This is a genomic window from Streptomyces sp. NPDC002623 (assembly GCF_053592635.1).
In genome coordinates, this window is record NZ_JBSFWB010000011.1 from 212652 (window position 1) to 234975 (window position 22324).

General features: G+C 69.6%; 26 protein-coding genes and 2 tRNA genes. 12 read left to right on the top strand and 16 right to left on the bottom strand.

Features of this window, described 5'->3' with window-relative positions; genetic code table 11:
• Nucleotides 1-86: 86 nt before the first annotated feature.
• The 9 genes from ACWD4O_RS21915 to ACWD4O_RS21955 form a co-directional block, all read right to left on the bottom strand.
• Nucleotides 87-380 (bottom strand): hypothetical protein, encoded by a 294-nt coding sequence (locus tag ACWD4O_RS21915; protein ID WP_451282036.1) that lies wholly within the window; start codon nt 378-380, stop codon nt 87-89.
• Between the two features lie 18 nt (nt 381-398).
• Entirely contained in the window at nt 399-710 is a 312-nt protein-coding gene (locus ACWD4O_RS21920) for a hypothetical protein (protein WP_451282038.1), read from the bottom strand.
• A gap of 228 nt (nt 711-938) precedes the next feature.
• Nucleotides 939-3074, bottom strand: coding sequence for a hypothetical protein (locus ACWD4O_RS21925; RefSeq protein WP_451282040.1), 2136 nt, complete (start codon nt 3072-3074; stop codon nt 939-941).
• 2 nt (nt 3075-3076) lie between these two features.
• Nucleotides 3077-4609 (bottom strand): hypothetical protein, encoded by a 1533-nt coding sequence (locus tag ACWD4O_RS21930; protein ID WP_451282042.1) that lies wholly within the window; start codon nt 4607-4609, stop codon nt 3077-3079.
• An 81-nt stretch (nt 4610-4690) separates the two neighbouring features.
• Nucleotides 4691-5074: an RRQRL motif-containing zinc-binding protein gene (locus tag ACWD4O_RS21935; protein WP_451282044.1), complete on the bottom strand. Its 384-nt coding sequence runs from the start codon at nt 5072-5074 to the stop codon at nt 4691-4693.
• A complete protein-coding gene (locus ACWD4O_RS21940; RefSeq protein ID WP_451282046.1) occupies nt 5074-6081 on the bottom strand; it encodes a DUF2637 domain-containing protein in 1008 nt (335 codons plus the stop codon). The genes ACWD4O_RS21935 and ACWD4O_RS21940 overlap by 1 nt, the downstream gene beginning before the upstream one ends.
• Nucleotides 6078-6608, bottom strand: coding sequence for a hypothetical protein (locus tag ACWD4O_RS21945; protein ID WP_451282048.1), 531 nt, complete (start codon nt 6606-6608; stop codon nt 6078-6080). The genes ACWD4O_RS21940 and ACWD4O_RS21945 overlap by 4 nt, the downstream gene beginning before the upstream one ends.
• Nucleotides 6605-6946, bottom strand: coding sequence for a hypothetical protein (locus tag ACWD4O_RS21950; protein WP_451282050.1), 342 nt, complete (start codon nt 6944-6946; stop codon nt 6605-6607). Before ACWD4O_RS21950 ends, ACWD4O_RS21945 begins: the two co-directional genes overlap by 4 nt.
• On the bottom strand, nt 6943-7206 hold the full coding sequence (locus tag ACWD4O_RS21955) for a DUF6284 family protein (protein WP_451282052.1): 264 nt from the start codon (nt 7204-7206) through the stop codon (nt 6943-6945). The genes ACWD4O_RS21950 and ACWD4O_RS21955 overlap by 4 nt, the downstream gene beginning before the upstream one ends.
• A gap of 995 nt (nt 7207-8201) precedes the next feature.
• Here ACWD4O_RS21955 and ACWD4O_RS21960 point away from each other — a divergent pair.
• Both ACWD4O_RS21960 and ACWD4O_RS21965 read left to right on the top strand, forming a co-directional pair.
• Nucleotides 8202-8969, top strand: coding sequence for an XRE family transcriptional regulator (locus ACWD4O_RS21960; RefSeq protein WP_451282054.1), 768 nt, complete (start codon nt 8202-8204; stop codon nt 8967-8969).
• Between the two features lie 2 nt (nt 8970-8971).
• Nucleotides 8972-9445 carry an NUDIX domain-containing protein gene (locus tag ACWD4O_RS21965; RefSeq protein ID WP_451282055.1) on the top strand — a complete coding sequence of 158 codons (474 nt, stop codon included), beginning with the start codon at nt 8972-8974 and terminating at the stop codon, nt 9443-9445.
• Here ACWD4O_RS21965 and ACWD4O_RS21970 read toward each other — a convergent pair.
• Both ACWD4O_RS21970 and ACWD4O_RS21975 read right to left on the bottom strand, forming a co-directional pair.
• Nucleotides 9433-9999 (bottom strand): HD domain-containing protein, encoded by a 567-nt coding sequence (locus ACWD4O_RS21970; RefSeq protein WP_398421788.1) that lies wholly within the window; start codon nt 9997-9999, stop codon nt 9433-9435. The genes ACWD4O_RS21965 and ACWD4O_RS21970 overlap by 13 nt on opposite strands.
• A gap of 1 nt (nt 10000) precedes the next feature.
• Nucleotides 10001-10462, bottom strand: coding sequence for a GntR family transcriptional regulator (locus ACWD4O_RS21975; RefSeq protein WP_451282058.1), 462 nt, complete (start codon nt 10460-10462; stop codon nt 10001-10003).
• Between the two features lie 181 nt (nt 10463-10643).
• On the opposite strand from ACWD4O_RS21975, the gene ACWD4O_RS21980 reads away from it, so the two are divergent.
• Entirely contained in the window at nt 10644-12014 is a 1371-nt protein-coding gene (locus ACWD4O_RS21980; RefSeq protein ID WP_451282060.1) for a hypothetical protein, read from the top strand.
• Between the two features lie 292 nt (nt 12015-12306).
• On the opposite strand, the gene ACWD4O_RS21985 is transcribed toward ACWD4O_RS21980, so the two are convergent.
• The gene (locus ACWD4O_RS21985) at nt 12307-13365 is read right to left on the bottom strand and encodes an HNH endonuclease (RefSeq protein ID WP_451282061.1); all 1059 of its coding nucleotides are present in this window, start codon (nt 13363-13365) and stop codon (nt 12307-12309) included.
• Nucleotides 13366-13598: 233 nt separating this feature from the next.
• The gene (locus tag ACWD4O_RS21990) at nt 13599-13877 is read right to left on the bottom strand and encodes a hypothetical protein (RefSeq protein WP_358800749.1); all 279 of its coding nucleotides are present in this window, start codon (nt 13875-13877) and stop codon (nt 13599-13601) included.
• Between the two features lie 107 nt (nt 13878-13984).
• Here ACWD4O_RS21990 and ACWD4O_RS21995 point away from each other — a divergent pair, with 107 nt between their 5' ends.
• Nucleotides 13985-14197 (top strand): hypothetical protein, encoded by a 213-nt coding sequence (locus tag ACWD4O_RS21995; RefSeq protein WP_351904307.1) that lies wholly within the window; start codon nt 13985-13987, stop codon nt 14195-14197.
• Nucleotides 14198-14231: 34 nt separating this feature from the next.
• Here ACWD4O_RS21995 and ACWD4O_RS22000 read toward each other — a convergent pair whose 3' ends face one another.
• Together ACWD4O_RS22000 and ACWD4O_RS22005 are read right to left on the bottom strand one after the other, a co-directional pair.
• Nucleotides 14232-14888: an SDR family oxidoreductase gene (locus ACWD4O_RS22000; RefSeq protein ID WP_451282064.1), complete on the bottom strand. Its 657-nt coding sequence runs from the start codon at nt 14886-14888 to the stop codon at nt 14232-14234.
• Nucleotides 14889-15020: 132 nt separating this feature from the next.
• Nucleotides 15021-16355: an amidohydrolase family protein gene (locus tag ACWD4O_RS22005; RefSeq protein ID WP_451282066.1), complete on the bottom strand. Its 1335-nt coding sequence runs from the start codon at nt 16353-16355 to the stop codon at nt 15021-15023.
• Nucleotides 16356-16623: 268 nt separating this feature from the next.
• Here ACWD4O_RS22005 and ACWD4O_RS22010 point away from each other — a divergent pair.
• From ACWD4O_RS22010 to ACWD4O_RS22045, 8 genes are all read left to right on the top strand, one after another.
• Nucleotides 16624-16696 (top strand) — tRNA-Thr (locus tag ACWD4O_RS22010).
• A gap of 46 nt (nt 16697-16742) precedes the next feature.
• A tRNA-Met gene (locus ACWD4O_RS22015) sits at nt 16743-16815 on the top strand.
• A gap of 88 nt (nt 16816-16903) precedes the next feature.
• Nucleotides 16904-17068, top strand: coding sequence for a 50S ribosomal protein L33 (gene rpmG / locus ACWD4O_RS22020; RefSeq protein WP_018834916.1), 165 nt, complete (start codon nt 16904-16906; stop codon nt 17066-17068).
• Nucleotides 17069-17196: 128 nt separating this feature from the next.
• Entirely contained in the window at nt 17197-17667 is a 471-nt protein-coding gene (locus ACWD4O_RS22025) for an FAS1-like dehydratase domain-containing protein (protein ID WP_451282068.1), read from the top strand.
• A 7-nt stretch (nt 17668-17674) separates the two neighbouring features.
• Complete coding sequence (locus ACWD4O_RS22030) at nt 17675-18103, top strand: MaoC family dehydratase (protein WP_351903936.1); 429 nt, start codon at nt 17675-17677, stop codon at nt 18101-18103.
• 207 nt (nt 18104-18310) lie between these two features.
• A complete protein-coding gene (locus tag ACWD4O_RS22035; protein WP_451282070.1) occupies nt 18311-18871 on the top strand; it encodes a TetR/AcrR family transcriptional regulator in 561 nt (186 codons plus the stop codon).
• A 94-nt stretch (nt 18872-18965) separates the two neighbouring features.
• Nucleotides 18966-20429, top strand: coding sequence for a DHA2 family efflux MFS transporter permease subunit (locus tag ACWD4O_RS22040; RefSeq protein ID WP_451282072.1), 1464 nt, complete (start codon nt 18966-18968; stop codon nt 20427-20429).
• A 128-nt stretch (nt 20430-20557) separates the two neighbouring features.
• Complete coding sequence (locus ACWD4O_RS22045) at nt 20558-21613, top strand: UDP-N-acetylmuramate dehydrogenase (RefSeq protein ID WP_451282074.1); 1056 nt, start codon at nt 20558-20560, stop codon at nt 21611-21613.
• A gap of 35 nt (nt 21614-21648) precedes the next feature.
• Here the strand turns inward: ACWD4O_RS22045 and ACWD4O_RS22050 are convergent, their stop codons facing one another.
• Nucleotides 21649-22281, bottom strand: a complete 633-nt coding sequence (locus tag ACWD4O_RS22050) for an NAD(P)-dependent oxidoreductase (protein WP_451282076.1) — start codon at nt 22279-22281, stop codon at nt 21649-21651.
• Between the last annotated feature and the right edge of the window lie 43 nt (nt 22282-22324).

Here is a 22324-nt window from a genome sequence, read left to right on the forward strand (position 1 = left end):
CTGGGTGTCTCCAGTTCCTTGAACGGGTGCTGGTGAACAAGGGCGACCCCGGTTCTTGGCGGAATGGGGGGTCGCCCTTGGCATAGCTAGAAGGGCGGTTCGCTGCTGTAGCCGTCGGGGGCCCACGGGTCGCGGCCGTCGGTGCGGCGGCGCAGCCACCGGGGGCGGCGCGGGAGCGGCAGCAGGGTCATGCGGCGGGTGTCGTCCGAGCAGGGGCAGGGGTCCCATTCGGTCCCGGCGTACTCACCGGTCTCGTAGTCGCCGTAGTCGTAGGCGTTGCCGCCCTCACCGCGGCAGTTCGGGCAGTCGGGACGGGGCGTGTCGGTCAGGATCAGCGCGCGGCGCGGCCAGTCGGCGACGCGGATGCGCAGTCGGAGCATGGGAGGTTCCTTCCGGGGTCAGTGCTGCTTGGTGCGGGCGAGTTTGAGGGTGATTCCGCCGACGCCGATGGGTCCGGCGGCTCCGGCGATGACGGTGAAGGTGTGGGCGGCGGCGTCGAGGAGGAAGCAGAGGGCGGCGACCAGTCCCCAGCCGCCGGCGACGGTCGCGCCGGCGATCGCGAACGGCAGCAGTAACCGCCGCCACTCGACGCCGGCCGCGGGGCGGTCGTTGACGACGATGACGACCGGCTGTCCGGTGGCCTGTGCGCGGTGGTAGACGTCGGCGGGGATGTGCGGGGCGATGGTGCCGGGCGGGTTGGGCTGGTTCATCGGTGCTCCCCTCGGGGTGTGCGACGGGCCCGCGCCGGGGTGCGGCGCGGGCCCGTCGGGCGGGTGGTGTGCTTGTCGCGTGGCTTGTCGCCTCGCTTGTCGTGCGGCTTGTCGCCTGTCTTGTCTTGTCGCTTGTCGCCTCCCAGGTCACAACCCGTTTTTCGACCCTCAGAGGGGCGGGAGGCGGCATGTGTGCGGGCGGGGCGACAAGCGACAAGCGACAAGTGATCAGTCCTGCGGGGGCTGTCCGGGGGTGTGCCGGCAGTGGACGTAGCGGGCTTTGGTGCCCTCCCCGACGCGTACCGCGGTGCCGTCCTTGAGCCAGTCCTTGAGCCACCCCACGACCGTCTGCCGGGTCGTGCCGTGCTCGTCTGTGAGCGCGCGGGCGATCGCGGACGCCCCGGTCCCGTCGGGTCCGGCGGCGAGCAGCAGGGCGAGCGCGGCACGCTGCGCGGGACTGTCCTGCTGCTCGCCCCGCAGCGCGGACAGGTTCAGCCCGCCCGCCACCGTCGGCGGGGCGGTGTCGGGGGTGTTCGGGTCGGTGGTGGTTCCGAATTCGGCGTCGATCTGCTCGCGGAAACGGCGGGCGAGTTCGTCCTCCTCCGACACCGGCCGCACCGGCTCGCTGCGCAGGGCGGACAGGTTCAGCCCGCCCCCGGCCGAACCGGTGGCGGAGCCGTCTGCCTCGCTGTCGACGGCCGGCGGGTCGCCCATCCACGCGGTGCGCTCCGTGTCCCACCGCCGCGCGTATCCCGGTCCGGCCGCTTTCGCGGACACCGCGTCGAGCGTGGGGTGCAGTTCGGAGGTCGCGGCGGTGATCTCCCGAATCTGGTTGGGGAGGATCCGCCACGCCTTGAACAACCCGGCCGGGGATTCCGGGGTGGCCATGAACCCGGCGCCCTTGTACGGGGCCTGGTCGACGCGCAGCCCGCGCGCGCCGGGGAACATCTTCGACAGGTCCATGCCCTCGGTCTCACCCCCGGTGAGAGCGACGCGCACCTTGCCCTCACGGCGGATCATCAGGTTGCCCAGCACACTGCCGGTGGCCCCGAGGGCGGTGAGCACGGTGCGCACGCCCATGGCGCGGGCGATCCGGATCACCTCCAGGATCTTCTCCCCGAGCTTGCGCATCTCCCGGTCGGTGCTCACCAGGATCTCCGCACCCTCGTCGACCACCAGCATGATCTGAGGAATCTGCGCGCTGACCGGCAGCATGTCCGTGTTCGCCTTCGACAGCAGGTCCTGATAGGCGGTCTTGCGGTGCTTCGCGATCCGCACCGCGGTGTCGAGCATCAGGAGCGCTTCGTCGTAGGTCCCGGCGAGCCAGTCCACGCCGGGCCGCACGGGCTTGCCCTCCTCGCGGGTCAGCTGACCGGTGAGCGCCGGACGCACCCACGGCAGGCCAGCACTGCCGGCGTTGAGGTCGATCACCCACGTCAGGACGTCCACGGAGCGGGCGAACCCGGCCAGGATCGTGTGGACCATGTTCGTCTTGCCCGAACCCGTCGGCCCGACGACCAGCGCGCACTGTTCGCGCAGGTAGACCAGGATGTCTTCCGCGTTGGTCCGGTAGCCCCACGGGATCCCGGTCAGGAGGGAGAGCGGGGCGTAGTCGGCGGGGTAGGTGCGCTCCTCCATCAGGACGTTGACGGTGGTCACGTCGATGATGACCCGGCCCTGGTGGACGCCGGGGGAGGCGGCGGCCGTGCAGCCGTGCGGCAACCGTGCGTCCGCGGACAGCCGCCCGGACTCGGATGCGATCTTGCTGTAGGTCGCGCCGCCGGGCGGGAGTTCGGCGTCGATCGAGAACCCGGTACCGGTCTCCCACATCTCCACCGCGAGGATCCGCACGGTGATCGAGCACACGCGCTGGATGCGGTCGACCCATTCCGCAGCGATCGCCCGGCGTTCCGCGGACAGTTCGGCGGCGACCTGCCGTTCCGCCGCGGCGATCGCCTCCTCCTCCCGTGCCTCCTCGAACAGGGCGGTGGAGCGGGCGGCGGCCCCGATGCCGACACCGACCGCGGCGAGCGACCCGAGCGCGGCCCACGTCAGCGGGCCGGTGGTCATGGCCCACGTCGTCCAGCCCGCGCCGACGAGCCAGGAGGCGGCGCGGGTGGCGAGGGTGCGGCCGGCGTTGCGCACCCGCAGCCCGGCCACGGTGTGACCGAGCGCCCCGGCCGCGCCGACCGCGAGCGCCCAACCCGGGGGCATGGCGGTTGCGGCGCCGGTGGCGGCGACGGCGAAGGCTCCGGTGGTGGCGGACAGAGCGCCGGTCACGGGTCCGTGACCGGCCGCCCAGTCCAGCACCGGACCACTGCTGACGTGCTGCTTCTTGGTCTTGGCGGTGGCGGTGCTGCTCATCTTTAGACGTTCCAGCCCTTCTCAGCCTCGGAGCCGTTGCGGGGGTCCTCGTGGCGGGCGATGTCCTGTTCGTGGACCTGCCGGAACAGCGGCCCCATGTCTTCGGCGACCGCGACGGCGCTCATGACCGCGCCGAAGATGTCGTTGAAGCCGTCCGCGATCTCCTTCTCCAGCGGAAACTCCGAGTCGGAGCGCTCCGCGAGGATCTTCATCACGTTCGCCACGCTGGTCAGCGCGGCCGGGAGGCCCTCGACCATGGCGAGGATCTCCATCGCGTTGTCGGGGTCGTAGGCGTTGGCGGCCTGTTCCATTTCCGCGGCCACTTCTTCGAACTGGAAACCGGACACGTGCTCTCCTTCGCTCACATCGGTGTTCGTGCTGGTGGGAACCCGTCCCTCGGGCCGCTCGACCTGATCGGCAACGCCCTCCGTGCCGTCCTTGCCGGCTTCCGCGTCCGCGGCGGCCTCTGCCTCGCGCTGCTCCGTGCGGATCGCCTCATCCCGTACGGCACGCTGTTCGGCGGCCGTCAGGAGCAGGCGGGCGAGCAGGCGGCGGCCGGGGTTGATCAGCCAGGGAAGGTTGAACTTCCGCCCAATCGGACTGGTGACCATGCCGAGCAGGCCCAACGGCAGCGCGAGCAGCGCCGCGAGCAGCCGACGGCCGTGGAACCGCGCCGCCGACCGGTGCAGCGCCCGCCGCGCCGCCCGCCGGGCGGGTGCCTTGCGGACCGCGCTGCGTTTGGCGGCGACCTGGTCGGCGGTCTTGCCGTCACGCTTCGCACGCTGCTTCGTGATCGCCGCCCTATGCGCGGCACGCGCCTTGCCGGCCGCGCTGCTCACCAGCCGCCCGACCGCACCCCGACGAGTGCTCGAACCGTGCTTGCCAGGGCGGCTGTTGGGATTGCGGCGGGCGTCGGCGATCGCGCGGCGCGCGGCGGTGGTCTGCGCCCGCCGGTCGGCCCGTGAACCGCCCGCGGCCTGCCGCGCCGCCCTCAGCGCCCGCCCCGCAGCCTTGGCACCCAACCCGCGGCCGGCACTCCGGGCACCGGTCGTGCTCTTCGGCGAGCCGGGCGTGCGGCCGGTCTTGGATCCCGCAGTGTTGCGGCCGGGGGCGGCTGAGGCACCACGGCGGGACTGGCCCGATGCCCGCCCCGCCCCGGTCGAGCGGTTCGTACGAGTGCCGGTGCCGCGGCCGGCAGCGCGCGCTGCGGCAGCACGGCCCGCAGCACGAGCGGCGGTCTTGCGTGCCTCGCGGCGCGGGTCGGTCTTGCGGTTGCGGGTGGCGGCGGCGACTGCGAGGACGACGGCGCCGGTGGCGGCTATGGCCGCGGCGATCGGCCCGCCGGCCAGGGATGCAGCGGCGACCATGCCCACGGTCGTGTTCGCCCCCGACACCGCGAGCGGCACGACCGGCCACCCGCCGGGCGTGTGCTCCCCCGCCGCGGCCGGCGACGGCACGGCGGGTGCCTGAGGGGGCGGGGGCAGTGTGGTGGGTGCAGCCGGGAGGGCTACCGGTTCGGTGCTGACTTCCGTCATGCTGAACGCAACTCCTCTTGGGGAGTAGGGCCCGACCGGGGCCGTAGGAAGTTGCCGGTCGGGCCTGCTGACGTGTGGGGTTCAGGCGGCGCGCTGTTCCTCAGCCGCGATGCACAGGCCGCAGATGCCGTGCCTGGTCGACAGGCAGTAGCTGTAGACGACCGAGCAGCGCGGGCAGGTGCGGCGGGCCAGCATGGCCAGCGCGAGAGCTCCCCACTTGCGGGACGTCATCGGCCGGACCGGCTTGGCCAGGTCGACGCGGTAGAGGTAGGCGACCCGGGGCGTGGCGGCGCGGCGGTTGACGACCATCACCTGTGCGGCGACCGGCTGACCGCCCGGCCGCAGCCCGCGGGTGCGGAGCTGTCGGCGGGTGGCGTAGCCGTCGGGGGCCATCTGCCACGGGTACGTCGGGACCCCGTAGCGAAGGCCGTTCGGGTCGTAGCAGCGGCTGTAGGCGGTGGGCATCAGCGGCTCGCGATCGCGAGTTCGGCGCCGCCCGCGCCGGGGTCGCGTAGTTCGGCGTAGCGGGTGGAGACCCACCCGACCGACCAGCCGCACAGATCCGCCGTGGTCCGCACCGACAGTTCCGTCTCGAATGCGGCGGTCACGACCTTGCGGGCTTCGTCCTCCGGAAGCTTGCCCGCGGCCGGGCCGCGGTCGAGCAGTGCGGCGCGTTCACGGGCGGAGCGCTCGTCGTGCTCGCGCTGTTCACGCGCGAGGGTCTCCGCCCGCTCACGGCGTTCGTTCTCGGCCCGCTCGGCAGCGTCGCGTTCAGCGCGTTCACGCTCCTGCTCGCGCTGTTCACGCTCGCGTTCACGGTGTTCACGCTCCACCCGCTCCGCAGCCTCGCGGGCGGTTCGCTCCTCGCGTTCCTCGCGCCGTCGGCGCTCTTCGCGTTCCGCCGCGTCCGCGGCAAGGCGGGCTTCGTGTTCACGCTGTTCACGTGCCAGCGTCGCGGCGTGCTCGCGCTCCTCCCGCGCTCGCTCGCGGGCGGCTTCCTCCCGGTCGCGGGCCGCCTTGCCGGCTGCTTCGCGGTCGGCGCGCTGCTGCTGTTCCAGGACGGTCACGGCGGCGGTGATGGCCCGGCGGTAGGCGAGCCCGGTTTCCGCGGTGACGATCAGCAGCAGCGGTGCCACGGAGTGGACCGCCGCGCCGACCAGGTCTTTCTTCAGTGCGGAGTCGGCGGTGTTGAGGGCGAGCGTCATGATGCCGGTCATCCACCGCAGGGCCACCGGCCACCGTCCGCCGTGCCCGCCGAGGCGGGCGAGGACGGAGTCGAGACGGACCACGATGACCACCGCGGCGTCGACGACGAGCGGCAGGATCGGTGCCGTCCACGCCCATGTGGCGGGGGTGTGGGCGGTCATCAGCGGGGTGACGGTGAGAATCGAGTACAGCATCGCGCCGGACACGATCAGCCACGTTCCCACCGACAGCGCGCGTTCCGCTGAACGGATCTGAACACCGTTCACGCCGCACCCCCCGAAGGCTCGGGGGAGGGAGCGGACACCGGGCTGAAGCCCCGGACGTTGTCGTCCTGGGTGAACGGGAGGGCCCGCCAGCTCACCTCAGCGGCGGGGCGTTCATCGCCCGGCCCCCATGCGTGAACGGGGAAGCCCTGCCCGGCGACGTAGTCGTACACGTCCTGGAGGCTGCGGTGGATGCTGTGCGGCGCGCCCCAATGGAGCAGCAGCACCAGCGAGCGCCCCTGACGCCGCGCGGCTTCCAGCGCCCGGACCAGCAGCCTGATCCGCTCCCCACGCTCCGCCGTCCCGGCCGCCGCGCACTTCAGGGCGGCCTCAAGCCGGAAGACTTCCTCGCGGACGATCGCGGCGTCGCTCTCCGCCGATTCGGCGCGGGCGCTCAGGTCCCGCACCTCACGGATGTGGCGGCCCCACGCGTCGTCTGCCTGTCCCTGAACCTCCCGTGCACGGGTACGGGCCTGCTCGGCTTCGGCTTCCAGCCGGCGCAGCCGGCGGGCGGTCACGATGCGGATCACGCGGCACCCCCCGCCGCGGCCGACGCGGGGATGTCGACGTCGCCGTAGCCGACCAGTTCCAGTTCCGCACCCGCATACGCAGTGAGCGTGCACAGGACGCCTGTCCGGCCGTCGCCCTGCACGTGGAAGTCCACGTCGTCGGGAGCGACGCCCAGCGCCTCGCGCCAGGCCTCGAAACCGGGCAGACCGCCGCGGTGAAGCGACAGCTCCAACCGCTCCGGGTAGATGGACGAGACGCTCAGGACCGGTGCCGGCAGGTGCCCGAAGTCGACGGCCAGCAGGCGCAGCGCACGCAGCGGCACGGCCAGGCCGTCCAGGGTGAGGGTCTCGGCACTCACGCGCCCACCCCCGCGACGCCGGCCGTCAGGTTGGCCAGCTCCACCCGGGCGGCGAGCGCCCGGCGGCGGGCCCGCCGCAGCCGGCGCGCGTCCAGCTCGGACGGCACCCGGTCCAGCAGGACGATCTGCGCGTCCAGCAACTCGACGTCCGCCGCGATGACCGGCATCTCCGACTCAATCGCGTCCAGCTCAGCGGCCGTCGGCTCCATCCAGTCCGCGAACGCCGTAACAGCGTCCTGAACAGTCACGATGTGCTTCATTGGGTCGTGTTCCTCTCACAGGGGTGAACGGCCCGACGCGGCTCCCGGGTGGCACCCCGGGAGCCGCTTGCCGTGGGAGACCGCGCATGCTGCGCGGCGCGACCGCAGAGCAGCGGCCGTAGCGCCCCCGCCGGGAGTCGAACCCGGCGTTGCGACCATCGGGGCGGATCGATCAACGGCCGGTCACCACAGGTACGGGTGCGGGCCGCGGGGGCGCTGCGGGAGCGGTTCCTTCGTCTTCTCGTGCTCGGAGCCGGCCATCAACGGCCGCCCCGGGCGCGGGCGTTGTTCTGGCTGCGCTTGTTCGCTTCGGCGTTCTTCCGGGCCAGTTCGGCCCGTTCCGCGTCTGTCAGACTGGTGACCACAGGTGCCTCCACATCAGGTGCCTGTACGCGGTCCCTCGGGGGGCAACCCGGGGGACCGTCCTGTTTCCTCATCAAACGGGCAGGGCACCGACACGACGGCCGATGTCCTGCCCGCATGACGAGTGACGGGGAAGCCCGTCACTGTCGTCCGCGGTTCCGTACGCGCCTTACGCTCCTTCGCTTGGCCGGCGCGCGGTCACCGCGGTCCCTCAGTCGTCACTCGCTGAGTGGATCGCCCATCCCTTGCGGGTGTCATGGACCGGGTGCAGCCCAATCACCGGGGTCCCCGTGATCCGGTCCCTGGGTCCACGCCCGAGGGTCAGACCAGCGGCTTAGCCGATGACACCGATCACTCCGTGAAGACGACGGGCTTTTACGTCTCCCCTGCCGCTCGAACCGCGTGAAAGCAAGTCCGGCGGGGTTCTGCCATGCTGTTGCAGTACCTGTTTTACAGGTACTGCATGGTGGTCCGTCAAGTCTGTCGGCGGAACCTCCTGGTTTCGCGCCGGGACTTCTTGGCGCACACTCAGAATCGCCCCAGGTCAGGGGAGTTGTTTACCCCGCGCGTGGACACCTTCGGGAGTTCTGGCTACCGTCAAGAAGTCCCTAGACGTCCCAACGGGGGTTCAGATGTCCAACGAACGCTTGCGCTCGGCTCTGTTAGCTCGGGGCATGACGGTTCAGGGGCTGGCCGAAGCGATCGAGGTCAACCCGAAGACCGTGGAACGCTGGATCACGCAGGGCAAGGTGCCGTACCGGCGTCACCAGTACGCGACGGCCGCCGTGCTCAAGGTCGACGTCACGTCACTGTGGGACGACGGCCGCACGATCGACAGCGCAACCGACCTGTCCAAAGCTGAGATTGGCACGGTCTACCCCCACCGGCACACTGTGCCGTCCGGGCTGTGGCGCGAGATCTACGGCAGAGCCCAGAAGAGCCTTGACGTGCTCGTCTACTCCGGTCTGTTCCTGTCAGAAGATCCGCTGTTCCATGACCTGCTCAAGGCGAAGGTAGCGGCCGGCGCTCGCGTGCGGATCCTGCTCGGGGACCCCGGCAGTGCGGCCGTCCAACAGCGCGGGATTGATGAAGGTCACCGGATCATGGACGGCAAGATTCGCAACGCCATGGTGCTCTACCGCCCGCTCATGCGGAGCCACCCGGACATCGGGTTCCGGCTGCATGACTCGACTCTCTACAACTCGATCTACCGGGCTGATGACGAGATGCTCGTCAACCCCCACGTCTACGGCATCGGTGCCTACCTTGCGCCCGTGCTGCACCTGCGACGCTTGGCAGATGGCGGGTTGTTCGACACGTACGTGAATAGCATCGAACACACCTGGGAGAACGCGCGTCAGATCACCGACGCGGACTTTGCGAGCAGCACGGGAGCCTGACCATGGGACGGATCGACTACCTTCACGACCCCGACGCGCCGCCGGCCAACTCGGTTGTGCCGTCCGTCGTCGCGTTCGTGCAGAACGACGCAGGGGATGTGCTGGTGATCCGCAGGTCCGACAACGGCCGTTGGGCACTGCCGGGCGGTGGTCACGACGTGGGGGAGTCCATCAGTGACACCGTCGTCCGGGAGGTCTGGGAAGAGACCGGGATCAAGGCGGAAGTCGTCGACATGTCCGGGATCTACACCGACCCGGGGCACGTGATGCAGTACGACGACGGTGAAGTCCGGCAGCAGTTCAGCATCTGTTTCCGGGCCCGGCCGGTCGGCGGTGAACTGCGTACGAGCAGCGAGACGACAGAGGTCCGCTGGGTCACCCCCGCGGACCTGTCTCAACTCGACATCCACTCCACGATGCGCCTCCGCATTGAGCACGCCATGGACCGGAGGCGAAGTGCCCCCTACGTCGGCTGACGCTTTGCCGCGGCCACCCGTTCCAGCACTCGTGAAGTACTGGCGAGGATCTCCGGTTCGGCTCGCCGGATGAACGTTCCGATCAGGCTGTCCGGCCCGTACCGTCCGGTGATCTCGTTCACCCGGTCGATTGGGTTCGTGGGCGTGCCGTCCGGTGTGGTGTTCATGTCGCAGAAGCACAGCGCGTCATTGAGGTGCGCGTGCTCGCGGGGGAACTCGCTCTCCAGCTCCTCACGCAAGCCTCGCGCGTCCGCCTCCATCCACGAACACGAGTGGTGCGCAACGAGGTTGATGACTCGCTCGTCGGCCTTGGCGACGTCTCGGAGGTAGCGGGCGCCGTCAAGGGGATGAAAGCCGGTCTTGGCAAGGTCGGGGGAGTACCCGATGTCATGCAGGACGGCCGCAGCTTCCAGCAGCGCAGCGTCTTCCCCGAGGATGGGCGCGATCGTGCGGGCCCGTTCGGCGACGCCCTGTGAGTGTCGCCATCGGCGAGGCAGCGGCTCAGCCAGCAACGACTCAGCCAAGGGATAGGCCCACTCCGTCAACTCCGACAAGCTAGGAACGCTCCTTTCGAATCGGCACGGCGCGGACTGTCCGCACCTTGCCCTGTCCTCCCCCCGCCAGCACGCCGGCGGTTTCCAACTTCTCCAGAGCCTTGCCCACGGTGGGACGGGATACGCCGAACCGCTTGGCCAGTACCGAAGCGCTCGGGAATGCTTCGCCGGCTTCGAGCTCCTCAGCCGTGATGATGTCCGCGATCCGCTGATCGAGCGGGCGCCGGTCGACTCCCGCACCCGCGCGTACGACACGCCACCGACCGCCCGGCGTCGATTCGGCCACGCCTTCCTGCCGCAGCACGCCGAACGCGCGGAGGGCGACCCCGCGCGAGACCTTGTGGTCGCGCATGACCTCGGCCAGTGACGGGAGCTCTGTCATGTCCGGGTCGTCCTCGATCTGCTGCTTCACAGAGTCGGCAATCTTCAGGAAGGTTCCCCTTGGGTTGGCCTGATGTGACACGCGATCTCCCTCCCGCTTCGCTTGCCATCCTGCTCAAGCTTCCCACGCTTGCTGATGGAGTCCATGGGGGTGATCTCGATCGTTCGCATGCAACCACGCTGTGTGGTCCCGCTAAGGTGCCTGTCAAGCAGACGGTCCGCGTTTTCGGAATTTTACGTGCACTGACGAATACTTTCACATCTTGAGGATGAAGGGACGGATGGTTTCAATGGGGGCATTTGAATCTTCCGCCGAGCCCATGAATGCAGATGGGCGCGAGGAAGCGATGGGGAAGCTGGAGGAATATGAGAAGAGATCGGTAGAGGTGATCGAAGGTGACAGTCGCAAGCTTTCAAGGACTCACCAAGGGAATGCTATCTTCTGTGATACCCAGAGTAGCGGAGGGCGGGAAGTCTTCAGGGTTGTCCCTCTTGCTGACTTGTCGGAGGTCGCAGACGATCTGATTCGCGGTGCGGTTGAACTTTCCGAATATGCGGGCTGTGTGGTGCCCAGTAAAGGGATTGCAGAATTTTCATTGAGGTCTGGTCGTACGAATCTCCGGAGAGTCGCTGAAAAATATGACTGGACTTTCGAGGCGGCGACCTGTGATCACAGGTTTTCCCCTGTTGTTCAGACTTCTCGACGGGGTCGCGCCGAGAATTCCTCAAAGAGTATCGGATTTCACGTACACTCCAGAAAGGATAAGGCATGCGTGGAGTTGTCGTTGATGACCCCTACCGGCGCTTTCCTTTCGGATCCATGGGCCTTTCCTGATGTTGCGATTGATATCTTGGGGCGTGACTATACGCTTAAGGTCAGGGTTGACCCTTCGGTGGACCACCAGGAAGTCGAGAGGTTGGCCACGGGTATCGCGGCTCGAATCATATTTGAGCTTGACGTGCGGAACGGAATTCCCCTGGTCCTTGAGCCGCGCAGGAGGATGCGTGTCTCGTTTGAGCGCACACCCGAATCATTCCGGCCTGCAATTCGTTTTCCGAAACTTCGAACGCCGCGAGAAGTGGCCGCCCTCTTTTCCTTCGTTACTGAAGCAGCAGACAATCCTCCGTATGTCTTTCTCTCGTACTATCAAGTGCTGGAATACTACCTTCCTGTTGCTCAGAGGAAGGACAGTATCAGGACCCTTCGGAGTGAGTTGCGGGATCCCTTCTTTGATGAAGATAGTGACCCTTCTGTGCTCCGTTTGATTAATTCGATTGAACGGTTTAAGCAGGTGAGTGAGGAGGATCAGTTGAAGGTGCTTCTGCGGGACTATGTTCGCGAGGATAAGTTGAAGGAATTTTTTGCCGCGGAAGATATGAAGCATTTTTCCAAGAGCGGGCCGATCTCGGGAATTCCCGAGATTAATATGCATCCGAAGAGTGACCCTCTCTCGGTGCAGGCTGCGAAGCGCGTGTACGCCTTGAGGAATCGCATTGTGCATGCCAAGGATGATCCTAGGTATGCGGAAATTCCAGTCCTCCTTCCGCGGAGCGCAGAGGCGACTTATCTCAGGCCGGATATTTCACTTGCCCGGCTACTGGCTACGGAAACTGTGATTCACAGTCAAGAGTGACGCGCGGTGGCGTTATTTCGCTGTGTGGCGACCAGATCCTCAGCGATGTGGACCGAGCCCCGCGCATCTCATCCGTGGTCTCAACCGCCCTTGAATCCGGTGCGGTCTGGGGTGTCCTTAGACCTTTGGTAGCGCTTGTGAGCTGCCGCAACGTCATCCTCCCAGACGTCTACGGACGCCCCCGGACCAAGATCGGACAACTCGTAATGCGTACGTCTTGAGGTCGAACACCACCGCGCTGCACCCGAGAGAGGCCGCCGACCCGAGGACATCGTCGGCGGCCGGAGGAGCCCTAGACGAGGTTGGTGCGCACCTCTGCGGCTGACGCGCTCCGTTGCTGCACAGGGAAGCGGTTCTGGCCCACCCGACGGGTCTCGATAACCGCGCGGAGCTCCTTCGGCGTAGGCCAAGGCGCGCGACGGTGGATCATTCGGTGGCAGTTCGCGCAGATGAGTGCGAGGTCGCCGAGTTTGGTCCGGCCCTCGCCGGCCTCGTGCAGCGGGACGACATGATGGCACTCGATGTAGCCGTCTCCGCGCTCGCCGTAGACCTCTTCGAAGTCGAAGCCGCACGCCTCGCATGCGAGCCGTCCGCCCTGTCGGAGGACCGCGGCGATCTTCTTCTTGCGCAGGGCCTTGTTCCGCTCGCGGCTCCTGTGCCGACGCATCAGCAGCCGCCCTTCGGGCGCGCTGTAGTCGTCCAGTTCCTCTTCCTCATCTAGAGGGAGACCCTGGAGATCGCCCGTGGCGATGCCCTGCCGGATGAGCTGAGCCACTTCGGTCATCTCGGCCGGCTTGGCGAGGAAGTCGTTCAGCACCGCAACATCAAGGGCTCCGCCGTTGGTGGGCTTGCCTTGGTAGTCCGGGTGCCGCGTGGCGATGTCGAACGTCTTGCGGGCCACCCCGTTGGGGTTGCGGAACTTCTCGTTGCGGTCGGTCTCGGCGTGGATCGGCATCAGCTGCAGGAGGTCGGATAGCTCGATGACGCGCTGGTCGTTCGCGTCGAGTCCCTTCCAGCCGTTGGCCATCACGAGATGACAGGCCAGGATGATCTCGTCACGTGCCCAGTCAGGGTTCTTGACGGTCTTGACCTTGAAACCGGCGCGCTTGAGCCAGGCCGCTGCGTGGTCCTTGCCGCCGCTGAACTCTGCTGGCAGCAGTGCCCGGCCGTGGTCCCACTTGTGTGCGACGCCGGCGATGGCTTTGGAGTCGTACCAGCCGCCCTCGTGCACGAGGACGTAGGAGAGGGACTCGTTGAAGCCGTACTTCGCGAGGAACTCCGTCCGGCCCAGTTGGTCGTACTCGGCGATGGCTTTGAGTACGGCGTCCCGTGTGATCGCACCTATGCGCATGACGGAAGGTTACGGTCAGGCGCTGACAGCGGGACCTTCATTACGGTGCTCACGCGCGCCCCATGGACGACATGTGGACGGTCTGAGGTGGCCCATCCCCGCCCACCCGAGTTTCCGCAGGTCAACGGGGGCACAGGTGTGTGATCTTGAGGGGACTGTAAATCTGCCGGCTCAGCCTTCCCAGGTTCGAATCCTGGCGCCGCCACGCTGAGAGCGAAGGGCCCGTCACCTGCTTACGCAGTAGGTGACGGGCCCTTCGCCGTTCTCTTCACCTCCGCCTCCACGTCGTTGCGGGCCTTGCCCTCGTCCTTGGCGTATTCGGTCACCGCGGACTGGACGTCGCGGGCGAGGTCGCGCCAGGCGCGCCAGGCCGTCTCGTAGGTGTCGGTCTGGAGCTCCGACCAGGGGGCGGCCGTGGGTGCGCCGTACGCGTCCCGCAGCTCTTCGACCCTCGCGTGTGCCTCGTCGGCCGCGCGTTGCTTCTGCACGAGTTCCTCGAAGGTATGTGCCACGTGTACGGATGCTAAGGAGGCGGGGGCGCTTCCGCGCGGCGAGCGGGGCGCGTCCCGCCAGGGGGTACCCGCGTGGCCCACTGGGGCACACTGGCCACATGTCCAGCGTGTCCAGCCGTCGTAGAACCTGCCCTGAGTGCCGTCGCGAGATCGCCGTCGTGGCCGGACGGTTCGCCCGGCACGACCCGCCGGGGGCGCGGGGGAGCGGGGATCTCGTCTCCTGCCCGGGCTCGCGCAGGACGGCGCAACTGGGCGCGGTCCAGCCGTCGTTGGACGGGTATGCAGTCCCGGAGTTCCCGGGCCAGCTGCCCCTGTTCTAGCGCGCCCTGACGAGGGGCCTTCCGGCGGCCTCCCTCAGTTCCCCGCCACCGCCTTCACCGCCACCGACACCGGTGCCGAGCCGCTGATCAGCTCCAGGGTGAGGCCGGACGTCGCCGGGGTCTCCAGCAGTTCCGCCAGCGCGGCGGCCACGTCGTCGCGAGGGACGGGACCGCGGCCCGTACGGGCCTCCAGGCGGACCAGACCGGTGCCGGCGTCGTTCGTGAGCGCCCCGGGGCGCAGGATGGTCCAGTCGAGTGAGTCCAGGCCCTGCACATACGCGTCGGCCTCGCCCTTGGCGCGCAGGTAGACGTCGAAGATCTCGTCGCCCCGGTGGGCGGGGTTCGCGCCCATGGACGACACGACGACGAAGCGCCGTACGCCCGCGCGGACCGCCGCGTCGGCGAAGAGCACCGCCGCGCCCTTGTCCACGGTGTCCTTGCGGGTCACCCCGCTGTTCGGTCCCGCGCCCGCCGCGAACACCGCCGCGTCCGCGCCCCGCAGCCGCTCCGCGACCTCGTCGACGGACGCCGACTCCAGGTCGAGGACGACCGGTTCGGCGCCGGCCGCCCGCAGGTCGTCGCCCTGCTCGGCCTTGCGGATGATCCCCGCGACCTCGTACCCGCGCGCGGCGAGCAGGCGCTCCAGCCGCAGCGCGATCTGACCATGACCACCAGCGATGACAATGCGCATGCCTCCGACCGTACGCCCGGACAGCCGCATCCGCCGCACGACTGCGGCCGGCGCTCGATGCCCACTCCAGGCACCGCGGCAACCCGACCCGCCCCCCGTCGCACCGGCCCCAACTCGCCCCCGATCGGCGCGCTACGGGAGCTCCCCCCGCTCCCCTCGCTCCCACCGATCGCCCCGCTCCCCCCGTTTCCCCCGCTTCCCCTGTCTCGGCAGGCCCAGCTCAGTCGCGGTCGCGGTCGTGGTCGCGGTCGCCGAGTTGCAGTACTCGCGGACCGCGCTCGTGCGGGCCACCACGCGTCCCTGGTGGATCACGATCCGGCTGTACGCCAGCGACAGGGCGCCCGCCAGCCGGTCGCCGCGGACGGCCAGGAGGTCGGCCGGGAAGCCCGCCTCCACGCGGACCTCGGGCAGACCCAGGGCGGCACGCGCGTGCGTGCTCACCGCGTCGTAGGCGTCCTCGGGGCGCAGGCCGTGGCGGGAGGCGAGGAGGTAGGCGGCCTCCAGGGGGTCGCCGCGGCCGACCGGGTTGGAGACGTCCCGCAGCGCCCCGCTGCCCGCTGCCACCCGCACTCCGGCCGCGCGCAGCAGCCGTACGGGTGTCGTGCCCCGGTGCTCGACGGCGCCGCAGTCGCCCTGGGGGAGGCAGACCACCGTCACGCCGGCTGCGGCCAGTTGGTCGGCGGTGCGGCCGGCCGTCTCGGCGGGCAGACGGTCGAGGCCGCCGCAGGGGCCGAGGGTGACGCCGGGACGCAGACCGCCGACCACCGCGGCGAGGCGGGCGAGCCGGGCGGGGTCGGCGGCGTCGGTGTGCAGGTCGACCGGGCAGCCGTGCTCGGAGGCGACCTCGAGCACGGCCTCCACGTAGCCGGTGGGGTCGGGGTCCAGGTCCGGGCAGCCGCCCACCGCCGAGGCGCCCATCTTCAGCGCGTCCCGCAACATCGCGAGGCCGTCCGCCCCGGCCGCTCCGGTCAGCACCCGGGGCATCGCGACGGCTGTCAGCTCGGCGAGCCCGCGCAGCGAACGCCGGGCCCGCAGGACTGCGGTCAGCGCGCCGAGCCCCTGGACGTCGCCCACGCGCACGTGCGCGCGCAGCGCCGTCGCGCCGTGGCCCAGTTGCAGCAGGACGGCCTCGGTGGCACGGCGCTGGACGTCCTCGGGGGCGTACGAGACGGGCCCGTCGGCGTCGGCCGTGAGCGCGGTGTCGGCGTGTGCGTGGGGCTCCGCGGGGGCCGGGAGCAGGAGGTAGCCGCCGAGGTCCACGCGCGCGCCGCCGCGGACCGGCACGGCCGCCAGGCTGCCGGCCGTGCCGACCGCCTCGATGCGCCCGTGGCCCAGCCGTACGTCCACGGTCCGGCCGTCCGTGAGCCGGGCCCCGCACAACAGGAGGGCGGCCGGGTCCGGCGAGCCTCCCGGGGTGCCGGACGAGGACGACCACGAGGGGGGCGGCTGCGGCTGGCTGTCGGGCATCGCGCTCCCGGGGCTCGGCGACGGTCCACTGCGAGATCGGGCGGGCCACGTGGGGGGACGCAAGATCACGCAGAGTGAGTCGAGCCTAGGGCGGCGGTTCGGCGCGGGCGGGGAGGAGCGCAATAGTCGTACCGGTGTGGTCAGCCGTGCTGGAGGGGCTCGGGAGACCGCCGGGACCTTGGGGAATCGGGCCTGCGGGCGGTTCCGGAGGGCCTTGCCAAACGGATTTGGGTGAACGGCTGCGGACCGTGTAATGTCTTCATCGCTCGCCCCAATAGCTCAGTCGGCAGAGCGTCTCCATGGTAAGGAGAAGGTCTACGGTTCGATTCCGTATTGGGGCTCTGGTGGGTGAGGTTCCCGTCGCAAGGCGGGGCCCGATCCCATCAAAGCGGTGTAGCTCAGTCGGTAGAGCAAGCGGCTCATAATCGCTGTGTCACCGGTTCAAGTCCGGTCACCGCTACTGACAGTAGCCGATTGTGGGGTCGGTCCTTCGATCGGCTACTCTTTTATGCGTTAATCGTCCCATCCGTTCGTCAAGGAGCACTCCTGTGGCTGCCACCGACGTCCGCCCGAAGATCACGCTGGCCTGCGTGGAGTGCAAGGAGCGGAACTACATCACCAAGAAGAACCGGCGTAACAACCCGGATCGAATGGAGATGAAGAAGCACTGCCCGCGTTGCAACGCGCACACCGCGCACCGCGAAACGCGATAAATCAGGCTCGTATGCGAGGCCGTCCCCGAGTGATCGGGGGCGGCCTCGTGTCGTTGAGCGACCCGTACCGGTCAGTAGAGCGACGCCGACGCAGAGCGACGCACAGCAATCAGGAGGTGCCGAGGCCCATGGCACTCGACCAGTCCTTCGTCGGGCGGAGCTACCCGCCCACCGATCCCTATGAGGTCGGCCGGGAGAAGATCCGCGAGTTCGCCGAGGCCGTGGGGGACGCCAACCCGGTGTACACCGACCCGGAGGCCGCCAAGGCGCTCGGGTACGCCGATGTGATCGCGCCGCCGACCTTCGTGTTCTCGATCACCTTCAAGGCGGCGGGAGAGGTCGTCCGGGACCCGCAGCTCGGGCTCGACTACAGCCGGGTGGTGCACGGCGACCAGAAGTTCGCCTACAAGCGCCCGGTGCGCGCGGGTGACCGGCTCTCGGTCGTCTCGACCATCGAGGCCGTCAAGTCCATGGCGGGCAACGACATCCTGGACATCCGCGGCGAGGTCCACGACGAGACCGGCGAGCATGTCGTGACCGCCTGGACCAAGCTCGTCGCCCGTGCCGCGGAGCCGGCGGCAGTCGACGGAGAGGCGTGAGGAACCGATGACGGCGAAGATCGCTTACGACGACGTCGAGGTCGGCACCGAGCTGCCGGCCCAGTCCTTCCCTGTGAACCGCGCCACGCTCGTGCAGTACGCGGGCGCCTCCGGGGACTTCAATCCCATCCACTGGAACGAGAAGTTCGCCAAGGAGGTGGGTCTGCCGGACGTCATCGCGCACGGCATGTTCACCATGGCCGAGGCGATCCGCGTCGTCACCGACTGGAGCGGCGACCCGGGCGCGCTCGTGGACTACGGCGTCCGCTTCACCAAGCCCGTCGTCGTCCCGAACGACGACCAGGGCGCCGTGATCGAGGTCACCGGCAAGGTCGGCGCCAAGCTCGACGACAACACCGTGCGGGTCGACCTGACGGTGACCAGCGGCGGGCTGAAGGTGCTCGGGATGTCCCGGGCGGTCGTACGACTGGCCTGACGGCCGAGCGCGTGCCGAGCACATAGCGAGTACGAACGCAGCAGGCAGCAGGCAGCAGGCAGCAGGCAGCACGCAGCACGCGGTAAGGGGCGCTCTCCATTGCGAGGCGCCCCTTACGCGTGTGCGATGCGCCTCCTGCGCACAGGGGCCGGCAGCCACCCCTTGACCTAGTTAGTGATTGAGTACTAACTTAGTCACGTGGTCAGGATGAGTGCAGAAGAGCGACGCGAGAGCGTCATCCGCGCGGCGACGAGCGAGTTCGCCCGGGGCGGTTATCACGGCACGTCCACCGAGGCGATCGCCAAGCGGGTGGGCGTTTCGCAGCCGTATCTCTTCCGGCTCTTCCCGGGCAAGAAAGCGATCTTCCTCGCCGCCTCCGCGCGCTGCATGGACGACACGGTCCGTACGTTCGAGGAGGCGGGCAAGGGGCTGAGCGGCGAAGAGGCCCTGCACGCCATGGCGGACGCGTACACCCAGATGATCGCGGAACAGCCCGAGCGGCTGATGATGCAGATGCAGACGTACGTCGCGGTGGCCGCGGCGGAGGCGGAGGGTGACCACGCCTTCGGCGAGGCCGTGCGGGCCGGATGGATGCGGCTGTGGGACACCGCCCATCTGCCGCTCGGTGCCGACGTGAACGAGACGACGACCTTCATGGCATACGGCATGCTCATCAACTGCCTGGTGGCCATGGGGTTCGCGCCCGAACACCGGGTCTGGGAAGGGTTGTACCCGTCGGCTCGGCGGAAGGGCCGACTGGAGAAGTAGGCGGTCGGGGAGCGTGGGGTTTCGGCGCACTTCCATGACCATGAAAGTTAGTCATCAATTACTAACCGAAGATCGACCAACCGCTGGGGGAGCGATGTCACAGCAGAAGACACGACCGACCGAACGCCGCGGGGGAGCCGTCTGGGCCCTCGTCATCACGAGCGTCGCCGGGTTCATGGCGGCCCTCGACAACCTCGTCGTCACCACCGCCCTGCCGTCCATCCGCGAGGACCTCGGCGGTGGGCTGGGCGACCTCGAATGGACCGTGAGCGCCTACACGCTCACCTTCGCCGTGCTGCTCATGTTCGGTGCGGCGCTCGGTGACCGGTTCGGCCGCCGCCGGATGTTCCTCGCCGGGCTCACCGTCTTCACCGCGGCCTCCGCCGCCGCGGCCATGGCGCCCGGGATCGACTCCCTCATCGCCGCCCGCGCGGTCCAGGGCGTCGGTGCGGCCGTCATGATGCCGCTGACGCTCACCCTGCTCACGGCGGCCGTGCCCGCGGCGAAGCGCGGGATGGCGTACGGGATCTGGGGGGCCGTCAACGGGCTCGCGGTCGCCTCCGGACCGCTCATCGGCGGCAGCCTCACCGAACACGTGTCCTGGCACTGGATCTTCTGGCTGAACGTTCCGCTGGGCCTCGCCCTGCTGCCGCTCGCCCGGCTGCGCCTCGCCGAGTCGTACGGCGCCGGCTCCCCGCTCGACATCCCCGGCACGCTGCTCGCCAGCGGCGGTCTCTTCGGGCTCGTCTACGGCCTGGTGCGCGGGCCGGCCGACGGCTGGACGAGCCCGCTCGTGCTCACCGGTCTGGTCGCGGGCGGCGTCCTGCTCGTCGCCTTCGTCCTGCACGGGATGCGGGCCAAGAACCCCATGCTGCCGATGCGGCTGTTCCGCTCCCGCGCCTTCGCCGGGATCAACGCCGCGAGCCTGCTGATGTTCCTGGGGATGTTCGGCTCGATATTCCTGCTCAGCCAGTACATGCAGGGCGTGCTCGGCTACTCGCCCACCGAGGCGGGCCTCAGGATGCTGCCGTGGACCGGTATGCCCATGCTCGTCGCGCCGATCGCCGGCATCCTCTCCGACCGGATCGGCGGACGTCCGGTCGTCGCCGCCGGGCTCTTCCTCCAGGCCGCCGGACTCGGCTGGATGGCCGCCGTGGCCACCGTCGACGCCTCCTACGCCGTCCAACTGCCCGGTCTGATCGTCAGCGGCATCGGCATGGCGCTGTACTTCGCCCCGGCCGCCAACCTGGTGATGTCCAGCGTCCGTCCGCAGGAACAGGGGATCGCCTCCGGCGCCAACAACGCGCTGCGGGAGGTCGGCGGCGCCCTCGGCGTCGCGGTGATGGCGTCGATCTTCTCGGCGCAGGGCGGCTACGAGTCCGGCCAGGCCTTCGTCGACGGACTGCGGCCCGCGCTGGTCACCGGCTCGGCCGTGGTGGCCCTCGCCGGGATCGCGGCCCTGCTGATACCGGCCGGGCGGCGAGCGGCCCAGGTCGTGACCGACGCCGGGACCGAGACCGAGCAGCCGGCGCCCGTCCTGGAGACCGCCGCCCGCTGAGACACCCGGCACGCACGCGTACGGCCCCGTCCACCTCGGCGGGGCCGTACGCGCGCGTGCGGTGAGAGCGGGCGCGGCTGTCGGTCCGGGCGGACAGGGCTGTCGGTGCCGTCTCGTAGGCTGGGCGCGTGCAGGAACTCCAGGACGCCCCGCTCGCCCCGCTGACCACCTTCCGGCTGGGCGGTCCCGCCACCAGGCTGGTGACCGCGACGACCGACGCCGAGGTGATCGCCGCCGTGCGCGAGGCCGACGCGGACGGCACGCCGCTGCTGATCGTCGGCGGCGGATCGAATCTCGTCATCGGCGACAAGGGCTTCGAGGGCACCGCACTGCGCATCGCCACCCGTGGCTGCGAACTCGTCGGGACCCGGCTGGAACTGGCGGCCGGCGAGGTGTGGACCGACGCCGTCGCCCGCACCGTGGAGGCCGGGCTCGCCGGCATCGAGTGCCTGGCCGGCATCCCCGGATCGGCGGGCGCCACCCCGATCCAGAACGTCGGGGCGTACGGCCAGGAGGTCTCCTCGACGATCACCGAGGTCATCGCCTACGACCGCCGGGCGGGCGAGACGGTCGCGCTCACCGCCGACGAGTGCGCCTTCTCCTACCGCCACAGCCGCTTCAAGGCCGACCCCGAGCGGTACGTCGTCCTGCGCGTCCGGTTCGAACTGGAGGACGCGGACGGGCTGTCGGCGCCCCTGAAGTACGCAGAGACGGCACGCGCGCTGGGCGTCGAGCCCGGGGACCGGGTGCCGCTCGCCGAGGCCCGCGAGACCGTGCTCAAGCTGCGCGCCGGAAAGGGCATGGTCCTGGACCCCGAGGACCACGACACCTGGTCGGCGGGCTCGTTCTTCACCAACCCGATCCTCACCGACGCCGACTTCGCGGTGTTCCACGCGCGCGTGCGGGAGCGGCTGGGCGACGGCGTGGAGCCGCCCGCCTACCCGGCCGGCGCGGGGCGCACGAAGACGTCGGCGGCCTGGCTGATCGACAAGGCGGGCTTCACCAAGGGGTACGGCAGCGGGCCCGCCCGTATCTCCACCAAGCACACCCTCGCCCTCACCAACCGCGGCGCGGCCACCACGGAGGAACTGCTGGCGCTGGCCCGCGAGGTCGTCGCCGGGGTACGCGAGGCCTTCGGCGTCACGCTGGTCAACGAGCCGGTGATGGTGGGCGTCGGCCTCTAGGCCTGTCCGGCCCGCCCGACTGGTCGGCCTGTCCGCTAGTAGGCCAACCCCACCCCCTGCTTCACCGTCCCCGTGTCCGCCACCATGGCGAGCATCGCGTGTGCCACGTCGGCGCGTCCGATGAAGCGGCCCTTGAGGGGGAAGCCGCCCACCACCGTCCGGTACGACCCGGTGACCGGCTTGTTCTGGAGCCGCGGCGGGCGGACGACCGTCCAGTCCGTGGCGCTGCGCGTCAGCTCCGCCTCCATCTCGCGCAGGTCGGCGTACACGTCCTTCAGGGCTGCCGAGACGATGCCGCGCACCGTGCGGTCCAGGAATCCGTCGTCCGCCGGCTCGGGGCCGACCGGGCCCGCGCTCACCACGAGCAGCCGGCGCACGTGCTCGGCCTCCAGGGCGGACAGCACCGTACGGGTGAGCCGGGTGGCGACCCCGGCGGCCTTGCGGTCGCGTGCGCCGAGCCCGGACAGGACGGCGTCCCGGCCTGCGACGGCGGGGCGCAGCGCCTCCGGATCGGTCAGGTCCGCGCGGACCACCTCCAGGCGGGCGCCGGTGACGGCGAGCCCGGCCGGGTCCCGTACGACGGCGGTGACCTCGTGGCCCGCCTCCAGGGCCTGGCGGACGATCTCCCGGCCGATGCCTCCGGTGGCGCCGAAAACGGTGATCTTCATGACGAGCTCCCACTCCCCGTTGGGTGGGTGAGTATTCACTCAC